Annotated in this window: 22 protein-coding genes and 2 pseudogenes; 7 read left to right on the forward strand and 17 right to left on the reverse strand. The window is 51.9% G+C overall.

Annotation, left to right across the window (positions count from 1 at the left end; genetic code table 11):
- Positions 1–4 precede the first annotated feature (4 nt).
- The 4 genes and pseudogenes from AC1DWG_RS02845 (at position 5) to AC1DWG_RS02860 (ending at position 3,466) form a co-directional block, all read left to right on the forward strand.
- A complete protein-coding gene (locus AC1DWG_RS02845) occupies positions 5–1,111 on the forward strand; it encodes a DmpA family aminopeptidase (protein ID WP_477762123.1) in 1,107 nt (368 codons plus the stop codon).
- Between the two features lie 223 nt (positions 1,112–1,334).
- Positions 1,335–2,189, forward strand: coding sequence for a MurR/RpiR family transcriptional regulator (locus tag AC1DWG_RS02850; RefSeq protein WP_477762124.1), 855 nt, complete (start codon positions 1,335–1,337; stop codon positions 2,187–2,189).
- A 158-nt stretch (positions 2,190–2,347) separates the two neighbouring features.
- Positions 2,348–3,068: pseudogene (locus tag AC1DWG_RS02855) on the forward strand (AMP-binding protein).
- Entirely contained in the window at positions 3,065–3,466 is a 402-nt protein-coding gene (locus AC1DWG_RS02860) for a DoxX family protein (protein WP_477762125.1), read from the forward strand. The pseudogene AC1DWG_RS02855 and the gene AC1DWG_RS02860 overlap by 4 nt, the downstream one beginning before the upstream one ends.
- A gap of 142 nt (positions 3,467–3,608) precedes the next feature.
- On the opposite strand, the pseudogene AC1DWG_RS02865 reads toward AC1DWG_RS02860, so the two are convergent.
- Positions 3,609–4,142: pseudogene (locus tag AC1DWG_RS02865) on the reverse strand (FAD-dependent monooxygenase); the annotation flags it as partial.
- Between the two features lie 86 nt (positions 4,143–4,228).
- On the opposite strand from AC1DWG_RS02865, the gene AC1DWG_RS02870 reads away from it, so the two are divergent.
- Positions 4,229–5,131 carry a LysR family transcriptional regulator gene (locus tag AC1DWG_RS02870; RefSeq protein WP_477762126.1) on the forward strand — a complete coding sequence of 301 codons (903 nt, stop codon included), beginning with the start codon at positions 4,229–4,231 and terminating at the stop codon, positions 5,129–5,131.
- Between the two features lie 481 nt (positions 5,132–5,612).
- Positions 5,613–5,861 (forward strand): hypothetical protein, encoded by a 249-nt coding sequence (locus AC1DWG_RS02875; protein WP_477762127.1) that lies wholly within the window; start codon positions 5,613–5,615, stop codon positions 5,859–5,861.
- Between the two features lie 53 nt (positions 5,862–5,914).
- Here AC1DWG_RS02875 and AC1DWG_RS02880 read toward each other — a convergent pair whose 3' ends face one another.
- From AC1DWG_RS02880 to thrC, 14 genes are all read right to left on the reverse strand, one after another.
- Positions 5,915–6,223, reverse strand: a complete 309-nt coding sequence (locus AC1DWG_RS02880) for a hypothetical protein (protein ID WP_477762128.1) — start codon at positions 6,221–6,223, stop codon at positions 5,915–5,917.
- 93 nt (positions 6,224–6,316) lie between these two features.
- Positions 6,317–6,571 (reverse strand): hypothetical protein, encoded by a 255-nt coding sequence (locus AC1DWG_RS02885; protein ID WP_477762129.1) that lies wholly within the window; start codon positions 6,569–6,571, stop codon positions 6,317–6,319.
- A 161-nt stretch (positions 6,572–6,732) separates the two neighbouring features.
- Positions 6,733–7,170, reverse strand: coding sequence for a hypothetical protein (locus AC1DWG_RS02890; protein WP_477762130.1), 438 nt, complete (start codon positions 7,168–7,170; stop codon positions 6,733–6,735).
- 460 nt (positions 7,171–7,630) lie between these two features.
- Entirely contained in the window at positions 7,631–8,032 is a 402-nt protein-coding gene (locus AC1DWG_RS02895; protein ID WP_477762131.1) for a hypothetical protein, read from the reverse strand.
- A gap of 15 nt (positions 8,033–8,047) precedes the next feature.
- Positions 8,048–8,398 carry a nucleotidyltransferase domain-containing protein gene (locus tag AC1DWG_RS02900; protein WP_477762132.1) on the reverse strand — a complete coding sequence of 117 codons (351 nt, stop codon included), beginning with the start codon at positions 8,396–8,398 and terminating at the stop codon, positions 8,048–8,050.
- Positions 8,399–8,419: 21 nt separating this feature from the next.
- Positions 8,420–8,731 (reverse strand): antirestriction protein ArdA, encoded by a 312-nt coding sequence (locus AC1DWG_RS02905; protein ID WP_477762133.1) that lies wholly within the window; start codon positions 8,729–8,731, stop codon positions 8,420–8,422.
- Between the two features lie 789 nt (positions 8,732–9,520).
- Positions 9,521–10,504: a DUF2326 domain-containing protein gene (locus tag AC1DWG_RS02910; RefSeq protein WP_477787202.1), complete on the reverse strand. Its 984-nt coding sequence runs from the start codon at positions 10,502–10,504 to the stop codon at positions 9,521–9,523.
- A 77-nt stretch (positions 10,505–10,581) separates the two neighbouring features.
- Positions 10,582–10,899 carry a DMT family transporter gene (locus AC1DWG_RS02915; protein ID WP_477762135.1) on the reverse strand — a complete coding sequence of 106 codons (318 nt, stop codon included), beginning with the start codon at positions 10,897–10,899 and terminating at the stop codon, positions 10,582–10,584.
- Between the two features lie 210 nt (positions 10,900–11,109).
- Complete coding sequence (locus tag AC1DWG_RS02920; RefSeq protein ID WP_477762136.1) at positions 11,110–12,312, reverse strand: trans-sulfuration enzyme family protein; 1,203 nt, start codon at positions 12,310–12,312, stop codon at positions 11,110–11,112.
- 35 nt (positions 12,313–12,347) lie between these two features.
- A complete protein-coding gene (locus AC1DWG_RS02925; protein ID WP_477762137.1) occupies positions 12,348–13,886 on the reverse strand; it encodes an amino acid permease in 1,539 nt (512 codons plus the stop codon).
- A 99-nt stretch (positions 13,887–13,985) separates the two neighbouring features.
- Complete coding sequence (locus tag AC1DWG_RS02930; protein WP_477762344.1) at positions 13,986–15,404, reverse strand: aldehyde dehydrogenase family protein; 1,419 nt, start codon at positions 15,402–15,404, stop codon at positions 13,986–13,988.
- Between the two features lie 2 nt (positions 15,405–15,406).
- The gene (locus AC1DWG_RS02935; RefSeq protein WP_477762138.1) at positions 15,407–16,456 is read right to left on the reverse strand and encodes a homoserine dehydrogenase; all 1,050 of its coding nucleotides are present in this window, start codon (positions 16,454–16,456) and stop codon (positions 15,407–15,409) included.
- Positions 16,457–16,587: 131 nt separating this feature from the next.
- Positions 16,588–17,025, reverse strand: coding sequence for an Lrp/AsnC family transcriptional regulator (locus AC1DWG_RS02940; RefSeq protein ID WP_477762139.1), 438 nt, complete (start codon positions 17,023–17,025; stop codon positions 16,588–16,590).
- A 14-nt stretch (positions 17,026–17,039) separates the two neighbouring features.
- Entirely contained in the window at positions 17,040–18,443 is a 1,404-nt protein-coding gene (gene thrC, locus AC1DWG_RS02945; RefSeq protein ID WP_477762140.1) for a threonine synthase, read from the reverse strand.
- A 380-nt stretch (positions 18,444–18,823) separates the two neighbouring features.
- On the opposite strand from thrC, the gene AC1DWG_RS02950 reads away from it, so the two are divergent.
- A complete protein-coding gene (locus tag AC1DWG_RS02950; protein ID WP_477762141.1) occupies positions 18,824–19,306 on the forward strand; it encodes a DinB family protein in 483 nt (160 codons plus the stop codon).
- Positions 19,307–19,662: 356 nt separating this feature from the next.
- Here AC1DWG_RS02950 and AC1DWG_RS02955 read toward each other — a convergent pair whose 3' ends face one another.
- Both AC1DWG_RS02955 and AC1DWG_RS02960 read right to left on the reverse strand, forming a co-directional pair.
- Positions 19,663–20,301 (reverse strand): FMN-binding negative transcriptional regulator, encoded by a 639-nt coding sequence (locus AC1DWG_RS02955; RefSeq protein WP_477762142.1) that lies wholly within the window; start codon positions 20,299–20,301, stop codon positions 19,663–19,665.
- Positions 20,302–20,452: 151 nt separating this feature from the next.
- Positions 20,453–21,346, reverse strand: a complete 894-nt coding sequence (locus AC1DWG_RS02960) for a dihydrodipicolinate synthase family protein (RefSeq protein WP_429541880.1) — start codon at positions 21,344–21,346, stop codon at positions 20,453–20,455.
- Between the last annotated feature and the right edge of the window lie 43 nt (positions 21,347–21,389).

Consider the following 21,389-nt stretch of genomic DNA (forward strand, 5'->3'; position numbering starts at 1 on the left):
TATCATGCGCGCAAGAGATCTAGGCATCCGTATTGGAAATCTGAAACCCGGTCAACTGAACGCGATAACCGACGTCATCGGTGTCCGTGTCGGTCACCACACGCTCACTGCGGAAGTCGCAGGGAAAGACGTTCGTACCGGTGTCACCGTCATTGAACCGAGGTCCGGGAACGCACGGTTTGAGCCATGCTTCGCCGGGTGTCATGTACTTAATGGTAACGGTGACGCAACTGGACTGGAATGGGTGCGCGAAGCTGGATTATTGACCACGCCTATTGCTTATACAAATACCCACAGTGTTGGCGTGGTACGCGATGCACTAGTAGCAGCCGAGCGAGGATACGCCGCACAGGACAGATACTGGTGCATGCCCGTCGTGTTGGAAACTTTCGACGGCTTGCTCAATGACATCTGGGGTCAGCATGTGACCGCAGAACATTTGAAACTTGCCCAGTCAGCGGCAAGTTCCGGGCCAGTACAGGAAGGATCGATAGGTGGTGGCACAGGGATGATTTGTCACGAATTCAAGGGTGGTATAGGCAGTGCATCCAGAGTGCTTGACGTTGAACAGGGTGGCTGGACTGTCGGCGCGTTGGTACAGGCTAACTATGGCAAAAGACCGTCACTGCGTATCGCCGGTTATCCGGTGAACAAGCATCTTGAAGACCTGCATTCGCCGTTCGACCAAGGCGCCAATGCAGGCGACGCCGGTATGGGATCAATTGTCGTCACCATCGCTACTGACGCACCATTATTGCCGCATCAATGTACCCGCCTCGCTCAACGCGCAAGCATTGGCCTGGCTCGAGTAGGCGGTGGAACCGAGGATTCGAGCGGAGATATTTTCATTGCGTTCTCCGTAGGTAACAGTACTTTGCCAGTGGTGCGTTATGGCCATATCGGTAAACCCACCACGACAGTAGATATGGTTAACAATGACCATATCTCCAACCTGTTCACGGCGGCAGCTGATGCGGTGGAAGAGGCAATCATCAACGCGATGCTGGCCGCAACCGACGTCGAAGGCAATGGCAGCTGCGCCATCGCATTACCCCATGATCGACTGCTGTCCGCCCTGCGCGAATCGGGTTGGCAGCCATCGTTTTCCTGAGCCACTCAACGCGCTGATCACTCCTTTAGTGACCAGCGCATCGTACTGCAGAACAAGGTCATCATCTGGCTTGGCCAATTCTGAACCTTGAGCTCGGCGACTGGAGGCGTGTACTCAAAATCTTGAACACACGCTTTCATCGTGTTGTAGCTCTAAATCGATGATGTTAGCTTGATAACATCATCGATTGGATTGGCATTCAAACAGTGCAGGACGACTTATTTTGAGCAAACATACAACCGGGCTATTGGCCCAATTGGAAGAACGCTTCACCACACTGACACCAACTGGAAAACGCATAGCTAATTATCTGCTGGCCAATCCGGAGCATCTACCCTTCGCCACGGCGGACAGCATAGCTCAGCAGGCCGGGACCACGGGTGTGACAGTTGGACGCTTTCTGCGCTCACTTGGATATCGCAACTTCGAAGATGTTAAAGCCAGCCTACGCGGAGGGTCGACCTGGCTGATGACCGACCGACTCGGTGCATTCCGCCATCACAACGATCATGGCGACGGACTGGATCGCTCTTTAGCCAGTGAGCTTGAAGCCATCAAGCACGTCTATGCATTGGCCCGTACCCCTGTGTTCGCCACCATCGTTGAACATCTGGCCGAAGCCGAAGTCGTTTTCATTGTCGGTTTGCAATTAACGCGTGGCATTGCCACCGTACTCTCAAGTCACCTGGAGTTTATCCGACCCAAGGTTTTTTTTGTCGATGGACTCTCTGGGACTTTTGCTGAATCTCTGAATTCAGGTTTCGACCGTCCTTACGTTTTGTTCGCTGATACGCGAGCTTACTCGTCGACTACCCGAAAATATTGCGAACAGGCCAAGGAACTAGGTATTCCAATGGCTTTAATCACTGACTACCACTGCACTTGGGCACGTGACTACACTGTCGATCTACTGCAGGTCAAAATGGATGTAGGTCAGTTCTGGGATTCACTTTCTCCGTTAGCCTGTCTATTCAATCTCATGGTCTCTGGAGTGGTCGAGCGAAACAGCGAGCATCTCGAGTCCCGCTTGAAAAACAACAAACATCTGCAGCAAGTCTTCGGGCAATTCGAGTTGTAGGGCAGGTAAGGTCCCCTGATTCGGGGCAACGACGCCGGGGTCGAGACCCTCCTCATCGTCGCCAGTGCCCTGCCGACACTGGCAGCGATACTGGACGCACATCGATCAGAACAGTCATCGCGGTTCAGCCCGGCGACACCCTGGGCGAGCCGGCGGCCGTGCACGAGATCGACATCCAGGCATTGCCTGACCTGCCGTTGACTCGCTTCGTCGATGCCTTGCGCGAGGGCGGCACGCTGGCGTTTACACCGGTCGAGCTGACGGGCGATGACTTGCTCTTCCTGCAATACACCGGCGGCACCACCGGCCCCTCAAAAGGTGCCGCCCTGTCGCACCGCAACCTGATCGCCAACATCCTGCAGGCGCGCGCGTTTCTCCCTGACATGTTCGACACGGTCGGTGACAACGTCGTGGTCACGGCGCTGCCGCTGTTCCACGTGTTCGCGCTGACGATCAATCTGCTTTTCGGCCGGGGCCGAGAATTGGCTGATCGCCGATGCGCGCAACAGTGATGATCTGGTCGACACGCTGATCAAGGCCCGGCCGACGCTGCTGACGGGGGTCAATACCCTGTACGGCGCGCTGGTGCGCCATCCGCGCATCGGCGAGGTGGATTTCTCGCGCCTGCGCCTGGCCATTGGCGGTGGCGCCGCGGTGCTGCCGGCTACCTCGACGCAGTGGAAGACCATCACCGGCCAGGAAATCCTCGAAGGCTACGGCCTCTCCGAGACCTCGGCCATCCTGTGCCTGAACGTCATGGGCCGCAGTAATTTCTCGGCAGCAGTGGGTTTGCCTTTGCCTTCGACCGACATCGTGCTGCTCAAGGACGATGACCCACACGCTGTCACTCTCCATGTAAACAAAGGAACCGCACCATGATCGACTCACGCACCGCTCCGTATGCCGCACTGGTTATGCGCCTCGCCCTCGGCATCATGTTTATCGCTCACGGATTGACCAAAGTGCTTGTGTTCACCCCGGCAGGCACTGCAGGCTTTTTTGAATCCATCGGCTTTCCGGGCTTTCTGGCTTACCCAGTCATGGCCTTTGAAGTCGTCGGCGGTTTGATGCTGGTACTGGGTGTCTACTCGCGCTGGGTGGCCGCTCTGGCGGTGGTTCAACTGTTCATTGCCGCGACTGTCCACTTCGGCAATGGCTGGAGCTTCACCAACGCTAATGGTGGCTGGGAATATCCTGTCTACCTGGCGGCGACAACACTGGTCGTCGCGTTGCTGGGTGACGGCGCCTTGGCGACAAAAGCATCCAGCAAAGCGTAAGTCACTGCTGGCTCAAAGTCTGCCGACGTTCTGGGGGCTCCAGCGCGCCGGCAGTTCGCGTTCTTGATTCACCAGATCTTTATGGTACTCACAAACGAAGAGAGCTGCGGAAGGCTCCCTCCGTACATGTCGGTTCAATTCGTCAGGCGAGCGCTCGCCAACCCAACTGGGCGCGAGCCTCTTGAAGGTCGGACTGCATATCGTGATTCCACAGCCAGTCGAAACGCTCGGCGAGGGTTTTGCTCAGCAACTGTTCGTCATCGGCCACAGCTGGATCACGCAGTTCATAAAGCTCCCCGGCTTCCCAGGATGTGCGCTGCACACGGCAGGCACGGGGACGACGGATTGCGTCGTAAGCCGCGAGCACCGCTTGTGGCTGGCTATCCAGAACCTGCAGATCGGCCAGCAATCGCGCCAGAAGCCAAGCGTCTTCCAACCCCTGACCTGCGCCAGCGCCCTGGTGCGGCAACATGGCATGCGCAGCATCGCCGATCAGCCCTACGCGACCGTGCACGTAGCCTGGCAACTCATCGAGTTCATGCAGAGCCCAAAGGGTGGGTGCCGGAATGCATTCGAGCAGCACCCGTGCAGCGTCTCCCCAATGATTGAAGGCGGAGAGCATTTCTTCCTGGCTGGCATTGCGCACCCATGGAGAATTGCTTGGCCAGGTTGGATCTTGCAGCGGCGATTTCAGAGCGGTGCAGACCCAACGATGGGCAAAGATTCATAGCCCTTATGAGCGCGCAATCTGCACGAGGCGTTATGGAATTACGTGAGCTGGATCTCAATCTACTTCTGGTGTTTAACCAACTGCTCATTGACCGCAGGGTATCAACGGCGGCGGATAGCCTTGAGTTGACCCAGCCCGCTGTCAGCAACGCGTTAAAGCGATTGCGTGTCGCTTTGAACGACGAGCTTTTCGTTCGCACTTATCAAGGAATGGAGCCCACGCCCTATGCCCGGCAGTTGGCTGAGCCGGTTGCACTGGCCATTCAGACCTTACGTGATGCACTGAGCCGACAGGACACGTTTGACCCGCTCAACTGCAATCGCAGGTTTACGATGGCGATGACCGACATTGGTGAAATCTACTTCATGCCGCGGCTGATGGACGCTCTGGCTGAACGCGCTCCGGGTTGCTCGATCAGTACACTACGCAACACCTCCAATACCTTGGCTGAAGGGTTGCAGAACGGTGCGATTGATCTCGCCGTTGGATTACTGCCGCACCTGCAAGCTGGATTTTTTCAGCAGCGCCTGTTTCACCATCGCTACGTCTGCATATGCCGTAAGGACCACCCGGCTACCAGGGAGCCGTTAACGCTTGAGCGTTTTTGCAGCTATGACCACGTTCGCGTTGTAGCGGCGAACACGGGTCACGGCGAAGTAGATACGTTTCTGGCGCGGGCCGGCATCGAGCGCAACATACGCCTCGAGGTTCCCCATTTCGTCGCAGTCGGCCACATCCTTCAACGCACCGACTTGATGGCAACAGTGCCTGAACGATTCGCCAGCAGTTGCAAACAACCCTTTGGGCTCGCGGTTCTACCGACGCCGGTGGTACTGCCTAACATCGAAATAAATTTGTTCTGGCATGCACGCTATAACAAGGACCCAGCCAATCGTTGGCTTCGCCAGCTGATGTTCGAGCTATTTTCTGATTGAGGCGTGCCCTCAGTCCCAGTAACTTCTCAGTCTGCGCCAGGCAGGCGCGGTACTAATTCCAGGAAAAAGCCTTCTATAGATAGTTGAGGGCTCCTCATGAACATAAATCTGTGAACAAATGCACCTCTATTTGACCGTTGAGCCCACGGTGCTAGAGGCTTTGGACGACTCATGGACGTTCAACATCGCCCATAAGTTAAAAGCCCGCCTTGGCTCTACCGCCGTCGTCGAAGACGAATGGAAGACGTAGCTTTTGGTCGAGCGCAGTCATGGTCGGTGGTATCCCCTGAGCTGATTACTCGGTCGATAGATAACACCTTCGGCGCAGCCCTGTCGCCGTTTTTGGCGGCTGCATTTCCATCGGCCATCCTGCGATGAAGGTGCCTGCCTGGTCATGAGCATCGCTTATCGATTACCGGCAGTAGCCACAGCGAGTGCCTCCCAACATACTGTTCATATGTACAGCTAACAGGTTGCAATCATGACCCGCGAATTACCGTCCTTCGAGACGGTCACGAAAACGGAACTGCGTACCCTCTGGAAGCAGCACGCCGACCCCGACATACACCGCCTGATCCTTGAGGTCGTCCGCTATCGCGAGGTGATAAAGGAAATCGATGAGCTTTACAAAAGCACCCATCAAGCGTGGCGCGATCAGGTCGGCGGCAATCTAGTTGCCCTCCACATGCTGTTGCAGATAATGACCATCGAACGTCAACGACTGCCCTGAGTGGTGCGCAGCGCAAAGTTGTGGCCCGCATGTGCTGGCACTACAGTCGTGGTTTACCTGTTGACGCCCATATCGGGCATATCGACCGGGCAACCGGCCCGATACTCCTTCAACCCGCAAAGAGCGCGGTGGACTGCCGCAGGATCGCACTCATCACGAATTATCAACGTCATAGCTTCAATAAAGACTTGAGCCTTGCGCTGTTCGAAAGTCATTTTCCGAAACTCGCCATAACACGCGAACGAGGAACGCTGGTACGGAGTACCCAATCGCTGTTTATCCGGCCATGGCACAAGTGCAACGCTGGCGGTTCCCGGCGTCCAACAAAGCATGACCTCAGTTGCATCAAATACTTTTGGCATCTTGATTCCCGATCAGACTGGACGCAAAACCACGCCCTGGTACTGCATTTCTGCCGAAGCCCGAAGGACGGGGCAGTGGTGTGGCTTTTCCTGTTACCTGTCCCATTTTTTTGCGAGCAGTTCATTTTCATATTCAGGAGCTAGGTCGGATTGGTCTACTTCATGGCAGCGCCTAACAATCTCAACACAATCAGGACAAGTAACCTGCCCCAATCCTTCTTCAATGCCTTTGATTTCTGGGTGAAGCTCACGGGAGCACAGCGCGAACAACTCAGTATCCGTCGCATGCGTTCTCACCCAAGCAATCCCAGCTGTGTTGACTACCCGCTCTACAAGTATGATTGCCATTTTTTTTCTATCCAGCGGTAGTGTCTTAGTGAGTCTTGTCGCCCTGGCTGGCAGCAGCTACCAAGCCCATTGGCGCGGTAGGCTTTTTCCTATGCGCCGCCGCTGTCGCGGTAGCCGCCGATCCACCATGCCCGCAGTGGCGCGATTCACTGGCCTCAATTTCAATCGGGTTGGAATGTGGCTGAATCAGCTATTACTGAAAATACATAACCTGTTTGCTCAACTATCTCACTTTCAGATAATTCAGAATTTTCATCCTGTACAGATTTGATATAACTCTTAAAATCCAGATCACTAGTGCCTTCTACCTCATAGGCAGCGGCCCCATCATATATTTTCGGCAATACCTTCTCTATCTCACTTGAGTCGATGGTATTTTTTAGTATAGACATAACCTCACATAGTCCAGGCTCTGATTTATCACTTGCCTTATTCATACAATGAGCTTCTGTAATCATTGTAGACAGCTGCATGCTCGCCTTAGAGACGGAGATGGCAAGCTGCGGATTTTGCAATGAAAGAGCAATGGTTGGTCCAATAGTTTGTGAAGCATGTGCTCCGACGCTAATTAAGAATGCAAAACCAAGAATCGCTCTCATAAAATACTTCCTGTATTGAAATGGATAGTAGCTGTTTCACTTTCAGGTATAGCAGATAATGGTCATTTTGATTTGAATCACCCACTTTTCACTGTTGTTCATTGTGCGTTTTCCGTGATCAGTTCTGTGGTTGTGTGAGGTTGCGCGTTATAGCTCTAGCGATCACGTTCACCGGTAGCTTGCCTCTGTTGTCGCTGGTGTTCTCCAACCCAAGCATCGAGCACCCGACAGATGCCGCGTCGTCGTTTAGCTGCTGCTCACTCACAGAACCTGGTTCGTCACGCACGATTCTGAAACCGTGCTGACGTAGCTTGCGGATGGTTACGGCAATATCTTCCGCCGCCTCATTAATGCACCGAATATCCATGGCAACCCTCTCAGTGTTGTGGACGCAAACCACGTCCTGGTACTGCCAAAGCCCGCACTTGGGCGGGCTGAAATTACAGCGGCTTTTCCTCGATCACTTCGGCTCGGAGGTCAGGTTTTTGATTTGCACATCGGCAAGCCTGGAAAGCACGTCAGCAGCGCGCTCCTGGTTGCGTTGTTTGAATTTGATCGCGTCGACTCGCGCCTTACGCACTTGGTCCAACAGCACGAATATTTCGGCTTCCGGATCAGCCTCACTGGCAGAAACCGTTTCGAGCGCGGTTTGCAGTTCATCCAATTGGTCAAGGGTGAAATCCAAGCTATAGCGGGGTTCAATCATGGGTCGATTACCCTCAACTGAATTCCCGTCACCGCCCTTGGGGTAAAGCCGCTCCAGCTCTGCTTTATCCTGAGTGACGGTTTGTACACGCGGCGGAAACGTCTTGTGCATCTGCGCGGCGGCCTGGGCGAATACGTCTTGCTCGTTGTCTTTCATGGCGAGTTTCCGTGATCAGTTTGTCCGGGGGCTCGAAGCGGTATTATCAGCATCAAAAGCCACGATATTTCCATCTTGAAGCCCCGCGTGAACGCATGGCGTTTCATCTGCGCCTCCGTACCAATTAAGATCGATGATTACAGGGACAACTCCGGCAATAGATTTTTTGAGTTGCTGAGCTTCACTGATCCAGGTAGCCAATAAACTCTCATCACCCGGCAAGGTGAACAGTTCAACAGCAACATCAAGATCGCTGTTTGGCTGATGCGTGCCGCGAACCCGGCTGCCGAAGAGATACGCCTTCCGAATAAGCGGCTGGGTGCTGGCCCATTTCGCGACGGCAGCTGTCATAGCCTCGATATCCATGATTAATTTTCCCTCAACTGGTCATTCTTCAAATTCGGTGTACTTGCGTGGCTCCGGTGGGGTATCGCCGTTGTATCCGTCAACCTCATCGTCACGCGGCAGAACGTACAGCTTCTGGAATTTGATCAGGTCGGTAATGGTCGCGTAGCTGCCTACCGTCATGCCGTGAATCGCGTACTCCTCCGCGTCCCCGACCGGCGATTGCTCCAGCATCGCGTTTACCTGATCCTGAATATCTGACGCGTCCAATGTAGCGTCGATCCATACGCCGTGAAGGTATCCGCTGTTATAGGCGGCCAGATCAGCAACGTAAATTCTGGGTTCGGTGGTCATGGTCTTGGCTCCTTTCAGGGCTTCGGGTGCTGTGCGTGAGGTCGCACATGCACCCCTGCCCGTCCGCGAGACCGGGGAGGTAACGCAAGGGCTCGATGAAGGGAGGGGGATCACCCGGCCTGCACAAACCCATGCTTTTTATGGGTGCGGAAGGCCGGGGACACCCTTCATCGGGGCGAAGCTTTACCCTTGCGTTGCGCCAGGGGCAGCGCCCCTTGAGCCTCTTTTCGTTCTTGCGAAAGGGATCGTCACCGGATGGCCGGGACAAGGCTTTCCATTGGCCCGGTGCGCATTAAGCGCATAGAGCCCGGTCTGCCGGAGCAGCCGTCAGATTCGCCCATATTTTTCCTGGTTCTGATCTCGTTACCAGAGCGTTCATTTTTCTTTCTTCCTATCGGCACACCTCCCGCCCTTTGGTTTGAGCTGTAGCACTGCTCGTCTCCTCCAGCAGCAAGTCATGAATGACTCCTTCTCTCACGTTACGGCCCAGTTGGGGTGCTGCGTGGCCGACGCCTGTGCTGGCACAGCGTCACAAGGCCGCGAAGGGTGGCCGAAGACGTAGGAGACTTGAAATGAAACTGATGACGATCTTTGAACTGGCCACAAAATCTGAAAGCGAACTGCGTGTGCAACCGGGAGGTCTTCAATGTCGCAGTACGCGGTGACCGGGAAAGCCTGGAGCATCAGAATGCCCTGGCCTCGCTGGAAAATATCCACCGCGCGATGATCTCAAGGGCGTTGCGCCCTTGATGCTCCTGAAGTACTACGCCCTAGCGAACAGCATATCCCCTAATGGGAGAGCTCTTGATAGCTGGCTTTCAAAAACTTCGCAGTCTTTGTAAAGGCAGCGCGCTTCAACTTCTCCATATTCAACCGAAGACGCGAATGTATGTCTGCATCATATATTTTGTCGCTATTTAGCGTCAGAATGTATTGCTTTCCTGCCAAAGTTTTTTCGTTATCGCCGATATAGTTAAGGCTCTTTATGAGAGTGTCATAGTCAACATCAAAAATATTGTCGTGAACCAATAGTCCAGGGTGACGTTTTGCCGTTTCAGTGTTCGTCAATAGACCGATATCGTATAGGAATACCTTTTCGCGCTCATTGCTGTGGCTACCATCATCATAAATACGGAGCTCAAATTTAACGACTTCTTTTTTCTTCGAGACTTCTACTTCGAAGGAACTGAGACGGTTTCCAGCAACCACCTCATGTATATCGAGTATAGTTTGCTCAAGAGAATCTATTATGTCGGATGAGTTGGACACAAAGCTGTCGAGCAGAAAGATAAGCCCATCCCTCTCGTTAGTTTTTTCTTTTTTCTCGCGCTCGTAATCTGTGTGCTTCTTAATAAAAGCGGAAAGAGAGGCGTGATCCTCTACCTTCTTTTGGTATGTCGCAATAGTCTGACGAAGATTTTTCAAAGCGCCTTTTTGATCGATGAGCGAAAGTTTTTCTTTGTATAGCCGATCGAGACGGGTGATATTCGCGTCAATTTCCTTCAGGCTATCCCCAAGCTCTTTGCGCCGCCCATCAATAAGGGTCTTCTGGAAGTTATCAATCTTCTTCTTGAATGCAGTTACTTCTTCTATTTGCTTTTTAATTAGGTCGCCGAGGCCTGCCTTGAACTGGTTGTAGAGCTCAGCAACCTCCTGTTCATCAATATAGTTATCGCCACGGAAAAGCTTGATTTTTGAAAGCTCAGTTTTGATGACAGGGCGCCAAGAGATGCGGGAACATCGCTCTAGCCCATGAGGGTTAAGCCCGCACAATTCCCCCCCCGTTAGAGCGCCTCCTTTCGACGACTGATCCGACTCTGAAAATTAAATGGAGCCTGGCCAAGAAAAATTTAAGCTGACGCGAGCTTCATCATCACAAGCCCACTGATGATCAAAATAGCTGCAACCACACGCATAAGACTAGCCGGCTCGCCCAGGAGAATGATACCTACTGCAAACGCTCCAACAGCCCCAATGCCAGTCCATATCGTATAGGCAGTACCGAGAGGTAGGCTTTTCATAGAAAATGACAGGAGCGCAAAACTTGCCATTACCATTACCAAGGTAACAATAGTTGGTCCAAGCTTGGTCATACCTTCAGATTGTTTCATCGAAAAAGCCCAAACAACTTCAAGTATCCCTGCAAATATTAAACATATCCAAGCCATGACAAGCCTCCATTGAAAGATCCGTCGCCATTCAGACGAACAAAACCTACATGTATTGGGGCCGCGCCCCTAAAAAACAGAAATAATTGATCGTGCTCTTAAAAAAGCCCCCGCTGGTACGGGGGCAAAGGAGGGTTACCGACCAGACCAAATTTTGAGCAATGCCGTAAATTCAAACCTAAAGGTGGTACCAATTTTTAGGCGTTCAGATCATTTGAATGTCTCGTCCAAGGCTACGGAAATATCTTTGATCAAATCGTCCGGATCTTCGAGCCCTACCGAAAACCGAAGGTGACCGTATGTGCGAAACTCTTCAGGGTACTTGTCAAAGCCGCCTCGGCCCTCGGCCCCCACATGAACGATGAGGGACTCATCGTGCCCAAGGGATACTGCAGAAGTGATGATGCGTAGATTAGAAACGAACCGATTCTGAGTATCTGGATCGCCCTTTACTGCAAAAGCCATCATCGCCCCATATCCCTTGCCTGCGAATTGCCGACGAGCTAATTCATGCTGGGGGTGGGACGGAAGCCCAGGATAGTAGATATAGGCTATACGATCATCCGAGTTGAGAAACTCAGCCAATTTTTCAGCAGTATTTAGAAGTTGCTTCAGACGCAGAGGCAGAGTGACTGAACCGCGCATTATCATCCAGGCGTTAAATGGAGAAATAGTCGCGCCGAGGTCAACAAGAGCATCATTCTTGATCTTGGTAATCATCTGAGTGGAACCGATAACCACCCCGCCCATGGCATCACCATGGCCATTGATATACTTCGTCAGAGAGTGGACGACCAGATCGACCCCGTGCTGACTGGCACGGAAAAACGGAGGTGGAGTGAAAGTAGCATCGACGGAAATCAGTGCGCCGTGTGCATGAGCAATTTCAGCCAGTGCTGCGATATCTGCAACCTTAGTAGTTGGATTAGCAATCGTCTCGGTATGGATGAGTTTAGTATTTGGACGGATCGCTTGGCGCACTGCCTCTAGGTCACCTACATCCACGAATGTAGCTTCAATGCCATAACGCTCAGGTAAAAGCTCCGCGAAGAGACGCCATACGGCCTGATATGTAATATCACTGACAATGACGTGGTCACCGCTTTTCAAGAAAGAGAAAAACACTGAATGCAAAGCGGCAACGCCGGTAGCAAATACAACCGCAGCCTCGCAGCCTTCGAGTGCAGCAAGTTTCTTTTCAAGGCATACCTGGTTATGCCCCTGGTTCCGCGTGTACACAAGGCCGTCTGGGCTAGACCAGTCCATCGTGGCCGGATCTTCAGGCAAGAGATAAGAGTTAGCCATCACCAGCGGAGTGCGAACAGCACCAGTAGTGGTGTCGGTTACGTTACCACCATGAACTGCGAGTGTAGCCGCCGAAAGTGTGGACAGATTCTTTTTGTCAGGACGCATGTCTATTTCCTCCAAAGTTATTTTTTTGTTCGGTGTCATTGATTCTGAAGGTGAGTGAAAGAAGGACGGTTGGTCTGAACTGATCGGACCAATTCTTGATTTTCGTCAAAGACTAATTCACCACTCTCAATTGCACGAACACGGCCACGAACCATGTACCAACCAACAACAAGGGCGGCGGCATAAAACGGCAGCGAAGCAATCGAGTACGTACCTACGGGATAATCGAATGCGATCAGAACCAGAACCAAACCGAAGAACCCCAAAGTGGCGTAACCACTGTAAGGCGCAAACGGCATTCGAAATCCCGGACGCTCCAGATCACCTTGCTGGGAGTATTTGAAGAGCTTGATCTGACACAGGACGATTGTTGACCACGAACCGATCAACATAACGGCAGTGAGTGTCAGCGCGATTTCAAAGGCTTCCCCCGGAACAATGGCGTTAAGTACGACACCAATTAGTGAAGCAACGGTCGTCAGCATGATGCCAGCGAACGGAACACCTTGACGGTTCATCTTGGCCAGGAAGCTAGGGGCTGATCCGTTGATTGCCAGCGAGCGAAGCACCCGGCCAGTGGAGTAAATGCCAGCGTTCAGAGAAGACACGGCCGCGGTAATCAAGACCATGTTCATAATCGCGTCTGCACCCTTGATCCCCAGCGAGCCGAAGAACGTCACAAACGGGCTTACTCCCGCCGAGTACGCGGTGTGGGGGAGCAGCATTGCCAACAGCAATACAGAACCAACGTAAAAAACAATAATGCGGAAAACAACTGCCCGAATTGCTTTCGGCATGACTGTAGCGACGTCTTGGGCTTCGCCAGCTGCAGTACCAACCAACTCCACACTGCCATACGCAAATATCACCCCCTGGATCATGATTACGGCGGGCAAAAGGCCTGATGGGAACCAACCGCCATTGTCAGAAATCAGTTTGAACCCGACCTCATGGCCTGGCAGCGGAGTGCCGAACAAAACCATGTAAATGCCGATCCCAAGGAAAGTCGTTAATGCAGCTACCTTGATCAGGGCAAACCAGAATTCAAGTTCACCAAAAATTTTTACCGAGACAAGGTTAATCGCAGTAACAAAACCCAGTGCTCCTAGTGCCAAGGACCATTGAGGGATGTCGCCCATGAAAGGGACATAGGCTTTGAAGAAATTCAGGTAGAGCGCTGTCGCTGTGAGATCTGCAATGGCAACCATTACCCAGTCAGTCCAGTACATCCATCCCACGGCAAAAGCCCATTTCTCACCGTAGAACTCTCGAGCATAGGAGACGAACGAGCCCGAGGATGGGCGATACATCACCAGTTCGCCCATAGCCCGAATGATGAACCACGCAAAAAAGCCACAGATTGCATAGACAAACACAAGTGAGGGTCCGGCTTCAGCGAGTCGTGCGCCTGCGCCCATGAATAGACCGCTTCCGATTGCCCCCCCTATGGCAATCATCTGAACCTGGCGAGGCTTGAGCACTTTTTGATAGCCAGCATCTTCTGCGCTGAAGTCTCTCTTTCGAGTTGCACCAGACGATGGCACGCGTGTGGGATTAAGATCATTCACACTCATTTTGTTACCTTTTATTGTTGTATTGGGCAAGGCTCTACCGACCAGAAGAGCCTTGCCGAGGACCCGATTTAATCCTAGGGATTCACATCGATCCTTTAATCAACTTCCGCCAACACCGTTTAAGCAAATCACTTTTGGTTGTGTCATATCTTCATATGCAAAACGCACACCTTCACGCCCCATGCTGCCGTATTTGGAACCACCAAATGGCATTGCATCAAAACGATAGTCAGATGAGTCATTAATCATGACGCCGCCGGCTTCGAGCCGTTTAGCTGCTTTCATGGCGACATTCAAATTGCTGGTAAAAATACCCGCATGCAAACTGTACTCTGGCTCATTGGCCAGCGTCAGCGCCTCATCGAGCGAGGCCACGCTTTGAAGAATGACAACCGGACTGAATACTTCCTCACACCAAACTTTACAGCTTTGGCTAACATTCTCCAGGACCGTCGGTGAGTAAAGCGAGCCTTGGCGTACATTACCAAATAACAGGCTAGCCCCTTTATCGATTGCCTCGACGACTACTTCTTCAGTGCGTTTTGCAGCAGCTTCAGTAATCATTGGCCCAACATCCGTGCTTTCGTCAGCAGGATTTCCCACGACTAAAGCACTTGTCTTCACAACGAATTTCTTTTTGAACTCTTCATATATTGTCTCTTCAACAAGAATTCGTTGGGTACCGATACAATTTTGCCCGGCAGCCCAAAAAGCGCCTGATACACAGGACTCAACGGCTTCATTCAGATCACAATCGCCCATGACGATAACCGGGGCATTGCCCCCCAAATCCATCGCCAGTTTTTTAAGGCCTGCATTGCGAGAGATCTGCTCACCGGTAACAAAACCGCCCGTGAAGGAAACCATACGTACCGCTCGATGAGCGACCAGTGCCTTGCCCAGCGCGGCCCCTCCAGTTGCAATGGACACGACCGCAGGAGGGAGACCCGCAGCGTTCAGGCAGGCCACCAGCTTAATGGCAGATAATGGAGAGAGCTCAGAGGGTTTGAGTACAACAGCATTACCGCCAGCGATCGCAGGCCCCAACTTGTGAGCGACCAAGTTGAGTGGGTCGTTGTATGGGGTAATTGCAACAATTACACCCAAAGGCTCCCGAGTAAACCATCCTTGACGGGACTCGGATCCTACATAGGAGTCAAACGGAATCACTTCGCCAGCATTACGTTTGGCCTCCTCAGCGGACAGTTTCAGCGTATTGACGCAGCGTAAAACCTCCTTTCTCGCCTGCTTGATCGTTTTTCCCGACTCGGCAACAATCAGACTGGCAAACGCCTCCTTGTCGCTCTCGACCAAAGCAGCGGTTTTTTCCAGTATGCGAGCACGTTCATGCCTTGGAAGTTCTTTGGCGATCAGCGCACCAAGCTTCGCCGTATCAATGATCGCAGTGGCAAATGAAGCGGGTATGTCCGTCACCTCTCCAACTGCAGCGCCATCATACGGGCTCAAAACTGTTATGGTTTTATAATCAACAGCGAGCGAAAGACTCAAGCTATTCATGATCATTTACCTATCTTAGTTTTGTTCTTGTGAATGCTGACGATATCCGAGAGCAAGGCGAATGCTGTTTCAAACCGACCTGCACCCGCTCCGACAACCGTTACCGGCCCCAGAAGGTTAGTAGTGAAGGTAATTGCATTCGTTGCACCACTCACACCGGCCAGTGCGTCCCCCTGAGGTAACAATTGAGGACTAACAGATGCAGTGATGGAGCCATTGCTCATTTTTTCCGCGCTGCCAATTAGTTTCCACCGGGCATTGGCTTTCGTTGCTTCGGCGATATCTTTTGACGTGATCCCCGAGATGCCTTTGCAAAGGACATCGCTCGGAGTCAACTTCGCCCCCAAAAGCTCATTCGCCAAAATGACTACTTTAAGACGAACATCATGCCCTTCCACGTCTGCGGTGGGGTCAGCTTCTGCGTAACCGAGTTCCTGAGCCTTGGCGACTGCATCAGAGAAGTCGAGACCTTCTTCCATGCTAGAAAGTACGAAATTGGACGTACCATTCAAGATGCCCTTAAACCCGCTGATTTCCGAGCCGGCCAGCGACTCTTTAGCCAGACGAATGACAGGGGTGCCGCTCATTACCGAGCCTTCAAACTCGAATTGGGCACCGGTGCTTCTGGCCAATGCTTTCAGGCTTTCAGCGTGCAACGCCACCGGCCCTTTGTTGGTGGTGACCACACTGATACCTTTCTCCAGAGCCCAGCGACAGAAAGTCGTAGCTGGCTCTCCGTCTACAGGGTTGGTGAACGTCGCCTCGGCGATAAGATCGGCCCCCGAGAAACGGATAACCGTCTCATTGGCAGGCTCAGCACTGCCCGCTGGCAATGCTCTAAACCCCCCTTTTACAGCAGGAACTGCGGCCAATTCGTGGGCATCCAACCCGTTCTTGTTGATAATGGAGCCAAAGTAAAGATCACTAACACCAACAATTTTTAGCTTAAAACCAAATTCATTAGCCCAGTGCTCGTTCTTATCTGCAATGAGCTGCGTCAACGCACGGTTTACACCACCAAAACCAAGCAAAGCAATTTTATATTCAGTCACGACATGGGCCTCATTGTTATGTTTTCGGTACTGAAATACTAAACTGCAGCAGTGCTCATACGAATATGGCAAACCGATCATTGTTGCGAGCAAAATGCTCGAAGGAGAGAGCATTTTGATTTCCTAGCAACCTACTTCGTGCAAGACAATACAAATGACGTAACCGTATTCAGAACTCCTGGCAACGTGGATACGTCGCTCCAGACCCGATGAATACAATCCGAACTTGCCGCTTCAACTGTCACTACAATATCCAGGTCACCACTCATTACATTGCAGGACACGACCTCAGGCATTGAGACAATTGAACGCACTACTTCAGCACCGCGCATTCGGTCTTTTCGATACACAAAAATAAGGGCATTAATTGGCGCAACCTCGGAAGGTGGCCCACCTTTGATTATGGTATAACCCCTGATATATCCGTCCCGCTCCAACCGTTCAATCCTGAGCCTGACAGCATTCCTAGACAAATTAACTTTCATGGCAATATCGTTATGCGCAAGTCGAGCATTACGAGTAAGCTCTTCCAGTATTCTTTCATCCGTCTTATCTAAAACGCGTTTCATCTCTAACTCCAGGATTATAGCGAGCGAGACTTCGTGTCTTGGGATATCGCCTTGATGAGTTCCGTAAGGATGCCAACATCATTGGAAATTGAAATGCATTCGTCATTAGAGAAGGGGTGAGCACTCACCACACTCATTGGAGATTGAACATCGGCTTCAGCCAGAACAGACGCAGAGCTTGAAGGATGCGTCGTGGCCAAGCAGATCATTGGTGTCAGTAAGCTACGCCTGTTAATTCGCGCAGCTCGTAATCCAATCGCGGTATTAGGACTGATCAAGTAACCACTTTTAACAAAGACTTCATGAATACAGGAAAATGCCTCTGCATCCTCTACCGCCAAAGAATCAAATAGCTTTCGCGCCTCTAACCACTCATCCTGTTCCAGTTGAATTTGGCCATCCATCTCTAGTAGCTCCATATTTCTAGCCACTTTATCACTGCACCTATTGAGAATACTCCATTGCAGCCGCTCGAAATTAGAGGCTAACGACACATTCATGCAAGGCGTGTTGGTAGTACGAATCTCATTACGCCTATAGAGGTTAGACTGAAGAAAGTTATGCAAACCCGCGTTGGTATTCGTTGCTACAATTAGCTGCCTGATGGGCAACCCCATTTCCCTTGCAATATAGCCTGCATAGAGAGCACCAAAATTTCCGGTAGGCACACTGAACGCCACCTCTCTTTTAGGCGCACCTAATTGAAGCGACGAGTAGAAGTAGAAGGACAGATGCGCCAGCACCCTAACCCAATTCACCGAATTGAAAGATATTAATTGTTGACCTGTTTCGTTAATGCCTCTGTGAAATTTTTCGCACAGCTGATGACAATCGGCGTAATCACCCTCAACCAAAATATTTACAACATTTTCTTCGGCAGCGCCTAATAAGCGCCGCCGATGCTCATCTGTTATTCCTCTGGAAGGATGCAGAACAATCACAGTCACACCTTCCATGCCATTGAAGGCTTTGATGGCTGCGACACCCGTGTCTCCACCAGTGCAACCAACGACAAGCGCTTTCTTTCCGGACTTTAGTAAAGAGTATTCAACCAGACGAGACATCAATTGGAGACCGAAGTCTTGATAGACCCCTGCCGGACCATGGAATAGTTCTAATACCCACTCATTGGTAGCCGTCTGGTAGAGCGGCGCAACAGCGTTACTTTTAAAACGGTCAAATGTCTCCTCAAGAATTCGAGACAGTTCATCTTGAGGGATATAGCCACCTAGGAACGGCTCGATTACATGACGTGCCAGTTCGTGAAATGGTAGCCATTCAAGCTTCAGGAGATCTTCGCTTTTGAAGCGAGGAACGTTGCGAGGAACGAAAAGCCCACCATCCGGTGCGTACGCCCCCATGAGGACCTCGCTGAACTCGAATTCTTTACCAGGCGTCCGTGTGCTGACGTACTTCATGATTTGAGACACCCTCTCGCCATCTCTGAGCCTGCCACCCGTAAGGCGGCGCCCTTCTGAAATTCAGTGCTGCAGTGAGCCTTTCCTGTGCAGTGCAGGCCTTCTTCTGAAGCGTTGAGCGAGATCATCGTCATCTGCAAACGCAGATGGTGAGGGATCGCACATCGCCCGCACCAGGCCAATCACCCTTCACTCGGCTACCACATGGCCACTTTCGTCGCTTGCCATTCAAACTATCAGCTATTGACTAAAAAAGTCAATATACTGACCATTCCACCCATCCGACCATGCATGGCTATCCCCCTGCGGGAAGGAACCCTATCCGCACTCCCATCAGAAGGTCCAGGGCAGCCAGAAAATTAGAAAACCAGGAGAACACCATGAGTGCCACGAACCTTCTTCATTCGCTTTACAAATACAAGGCATGGTCTGAGGAGGAGCTGTTCAAGTGCTTGAAAGCCCCCGCGGCAAAAAAATTTCCAACGGAAATGGAGGAAGCACTCTACTGGCTAGCCCATATCAATATTGTTGACCAGCTGTTCATTGCCAGACTGCAGGGAAAACCGGATGAATTTGACTCCATCCTGACCGAACAGAAACAAGACCTGGGTCGACTGGAAGAGTGCTTTTCTTCAGCGAATCAATGGTTTGTGAACTACACCCAGTCGATCACTGCAATCGAACTGTCTGATCCGGTTGCGTTTATTTTCAAGGATGGAAACCCAGGCAACATGACGAAAGAGCAGGTTCTTGCACACGTGCTATCACACGGATTGCAGCATCGAGGAAGTGTGGCGACTATCTTGCCTCGTGAGCTCCTGCTGGATCACAAGGACCATTTCACAACGTTTTTGAAGCTCTAGGCACTGATGGGCCGGCCCATGTATGGCGATGATACGTAATAGGAAATCTTTCGATGATCTGCATACCCGATCAAGCATCAGTTGCCCCCAATATGACGAGCGCTGGATGCATAAAAGGAACCTGAGACAATTCCGCTCAAATGTCGAACGAGGCTTCGGTGTGATTCAAACTGAGTAAGCCGGCCCGCCGGCCCGAAGCAGCGATCTCAAAAAAATGCCTCAGCAAGCCACCTTCTTCTGACGCGTCCTCACTGCAAAGACAATTCATAAGTGCCGACGATTTTTATGAGGAGCGTCACGAATAGAAGTGCTCCTTTATTTCAGGAGGCGYCTTTTTGTAAGTGGGAAGGAAGATGCTAAATGTCTTTATTATCAGCGCACTCAAGCATGGCTAATCCAATTCCTCGCTCATTACGCGAGACCAAAGCATAGCCAGCACCTCGGATATCACGGGCTTCCTCATCCTGACCGAGCTTGAATTTCCCCGCTAGCCTCGTGATTTCGATCTCGACCCCTACAATTTTTTTCAGCATGGCATCTATGTACTCCTTGGGACTATCGGTCATTTTCCAAGGCGTGGGCTGAGTTGCTTCATGAGACTTGGTCAGCTTTGCTACGACACGACGCACGTACTGAGCATCATCGTGAAACGTCACACGACCAAATGCGTGCACGACCCGGTAGTTCCAAGTGGGGACTTGCTGATGGAAATCCTGTTTGCTCGGATACCATTGCGGCGATATATACGCATCTTGAGCTCGAAATATCACCAACACCTCGCTGCCCTGGGCGACTTCATGCCATAGGGGATTATTCCGCGCCACATGCGCCTGCAGCACCCCAAGCGCTCCGCTGCGGAGTACAAGTTCAAAAGGTAGGTGATTGGCGTCAATCCCATCACCCGAACAAGTGACAAGTGACCCAAGCGGATTTCGCATAATGACTTCTTGCAAAACGCCAACACGAGACTCTTCGAACTGAGGGGGGATGTACATTCACTTTGCTCCTATAACTGATCTGCTCGCCCAATATTAGGGTCACTGCGCCGGTCAAAGCCGACTCAACATCGGCCCTACCGCACCTGCTGAGCTGTATCATTGTAAAGACGCAGCTCGGCGTATCGGATGCGTTCGCAGCACTTACTGCTCAGCTCAGTTCGAGCTCGTCGATCACCGCAGCAATTTGCTGACGCCCTGCTCCACTTATGGTTCTGAGTGGCAATGGCAAGCTCGGAGAGTGGGTGAATCCACGAAGCTCGGCCGCCGTTGCAACAACGCGGAAGCTTCCCCCAAATTGTGTGAAGAGGGCCCATAGGGGCTTCAAAGATTCGGAAAGGCGAGTCGCTTCTTCGGCGTTACCCGACAACGCAGCACGCGTGATTGCCAGGGCTGTTTTCGGGAACAAGCCCCCAATGACGGAGTACCAGACCTCACAGCCTGCGTTCAATCCAGTAGCAGCAAATACATCCCCGCTTACCCCAATCGTTACGTGCTCCGGAATCAGTGCCCGAAGGCGATCGACTCGTGCCCTGGCCTGATCTGGTGCTTCGGGAACGCCAGGGATCTTGATCGAGTGCACATTCGGCAGGCGGGCAATTCGCCCGTGAAGCTCATCAGTAAATTCGAAATGGGTGGTGCCGGGGTTGTCATAGACGCATAGCGGGACGGAGATATTGGCGGTGACCGTTTCGTACAGCGAAAAAACATCTTCAGCTGATAGCTTCTGATAGGAAACGGGCGGCAGCAACAATGCTTTGACTCCCGCCTTTTGCGCATCTTCTGCCAACAACAGCACATCACGTGTACGCAGCGATCCTATGCTTACCATGACGGGAACATTCCCGGCTGCCTCTACTGCCAACTGCGTAACTCGTGAGCGTTCAGTCCGAGAAAGGTACGCATAGCTTCCTGTAGACCCGAGCGCACCGATAGAATCTACTTTCGCAGCCACCAGTTGCTCCACAAGGCGAGTAAATGCTCCTTCATCCACACCCTGCTCATTCATTGGCGTCAAAGGAAATGCGCTAAGACCGGTAAACATAGTTCATGACTCCATTGTGTGATTCTGCAATTAGATCACCACA

Source organism: Pseudomonas sp. P4_B3, assembly GCF_056402295.1.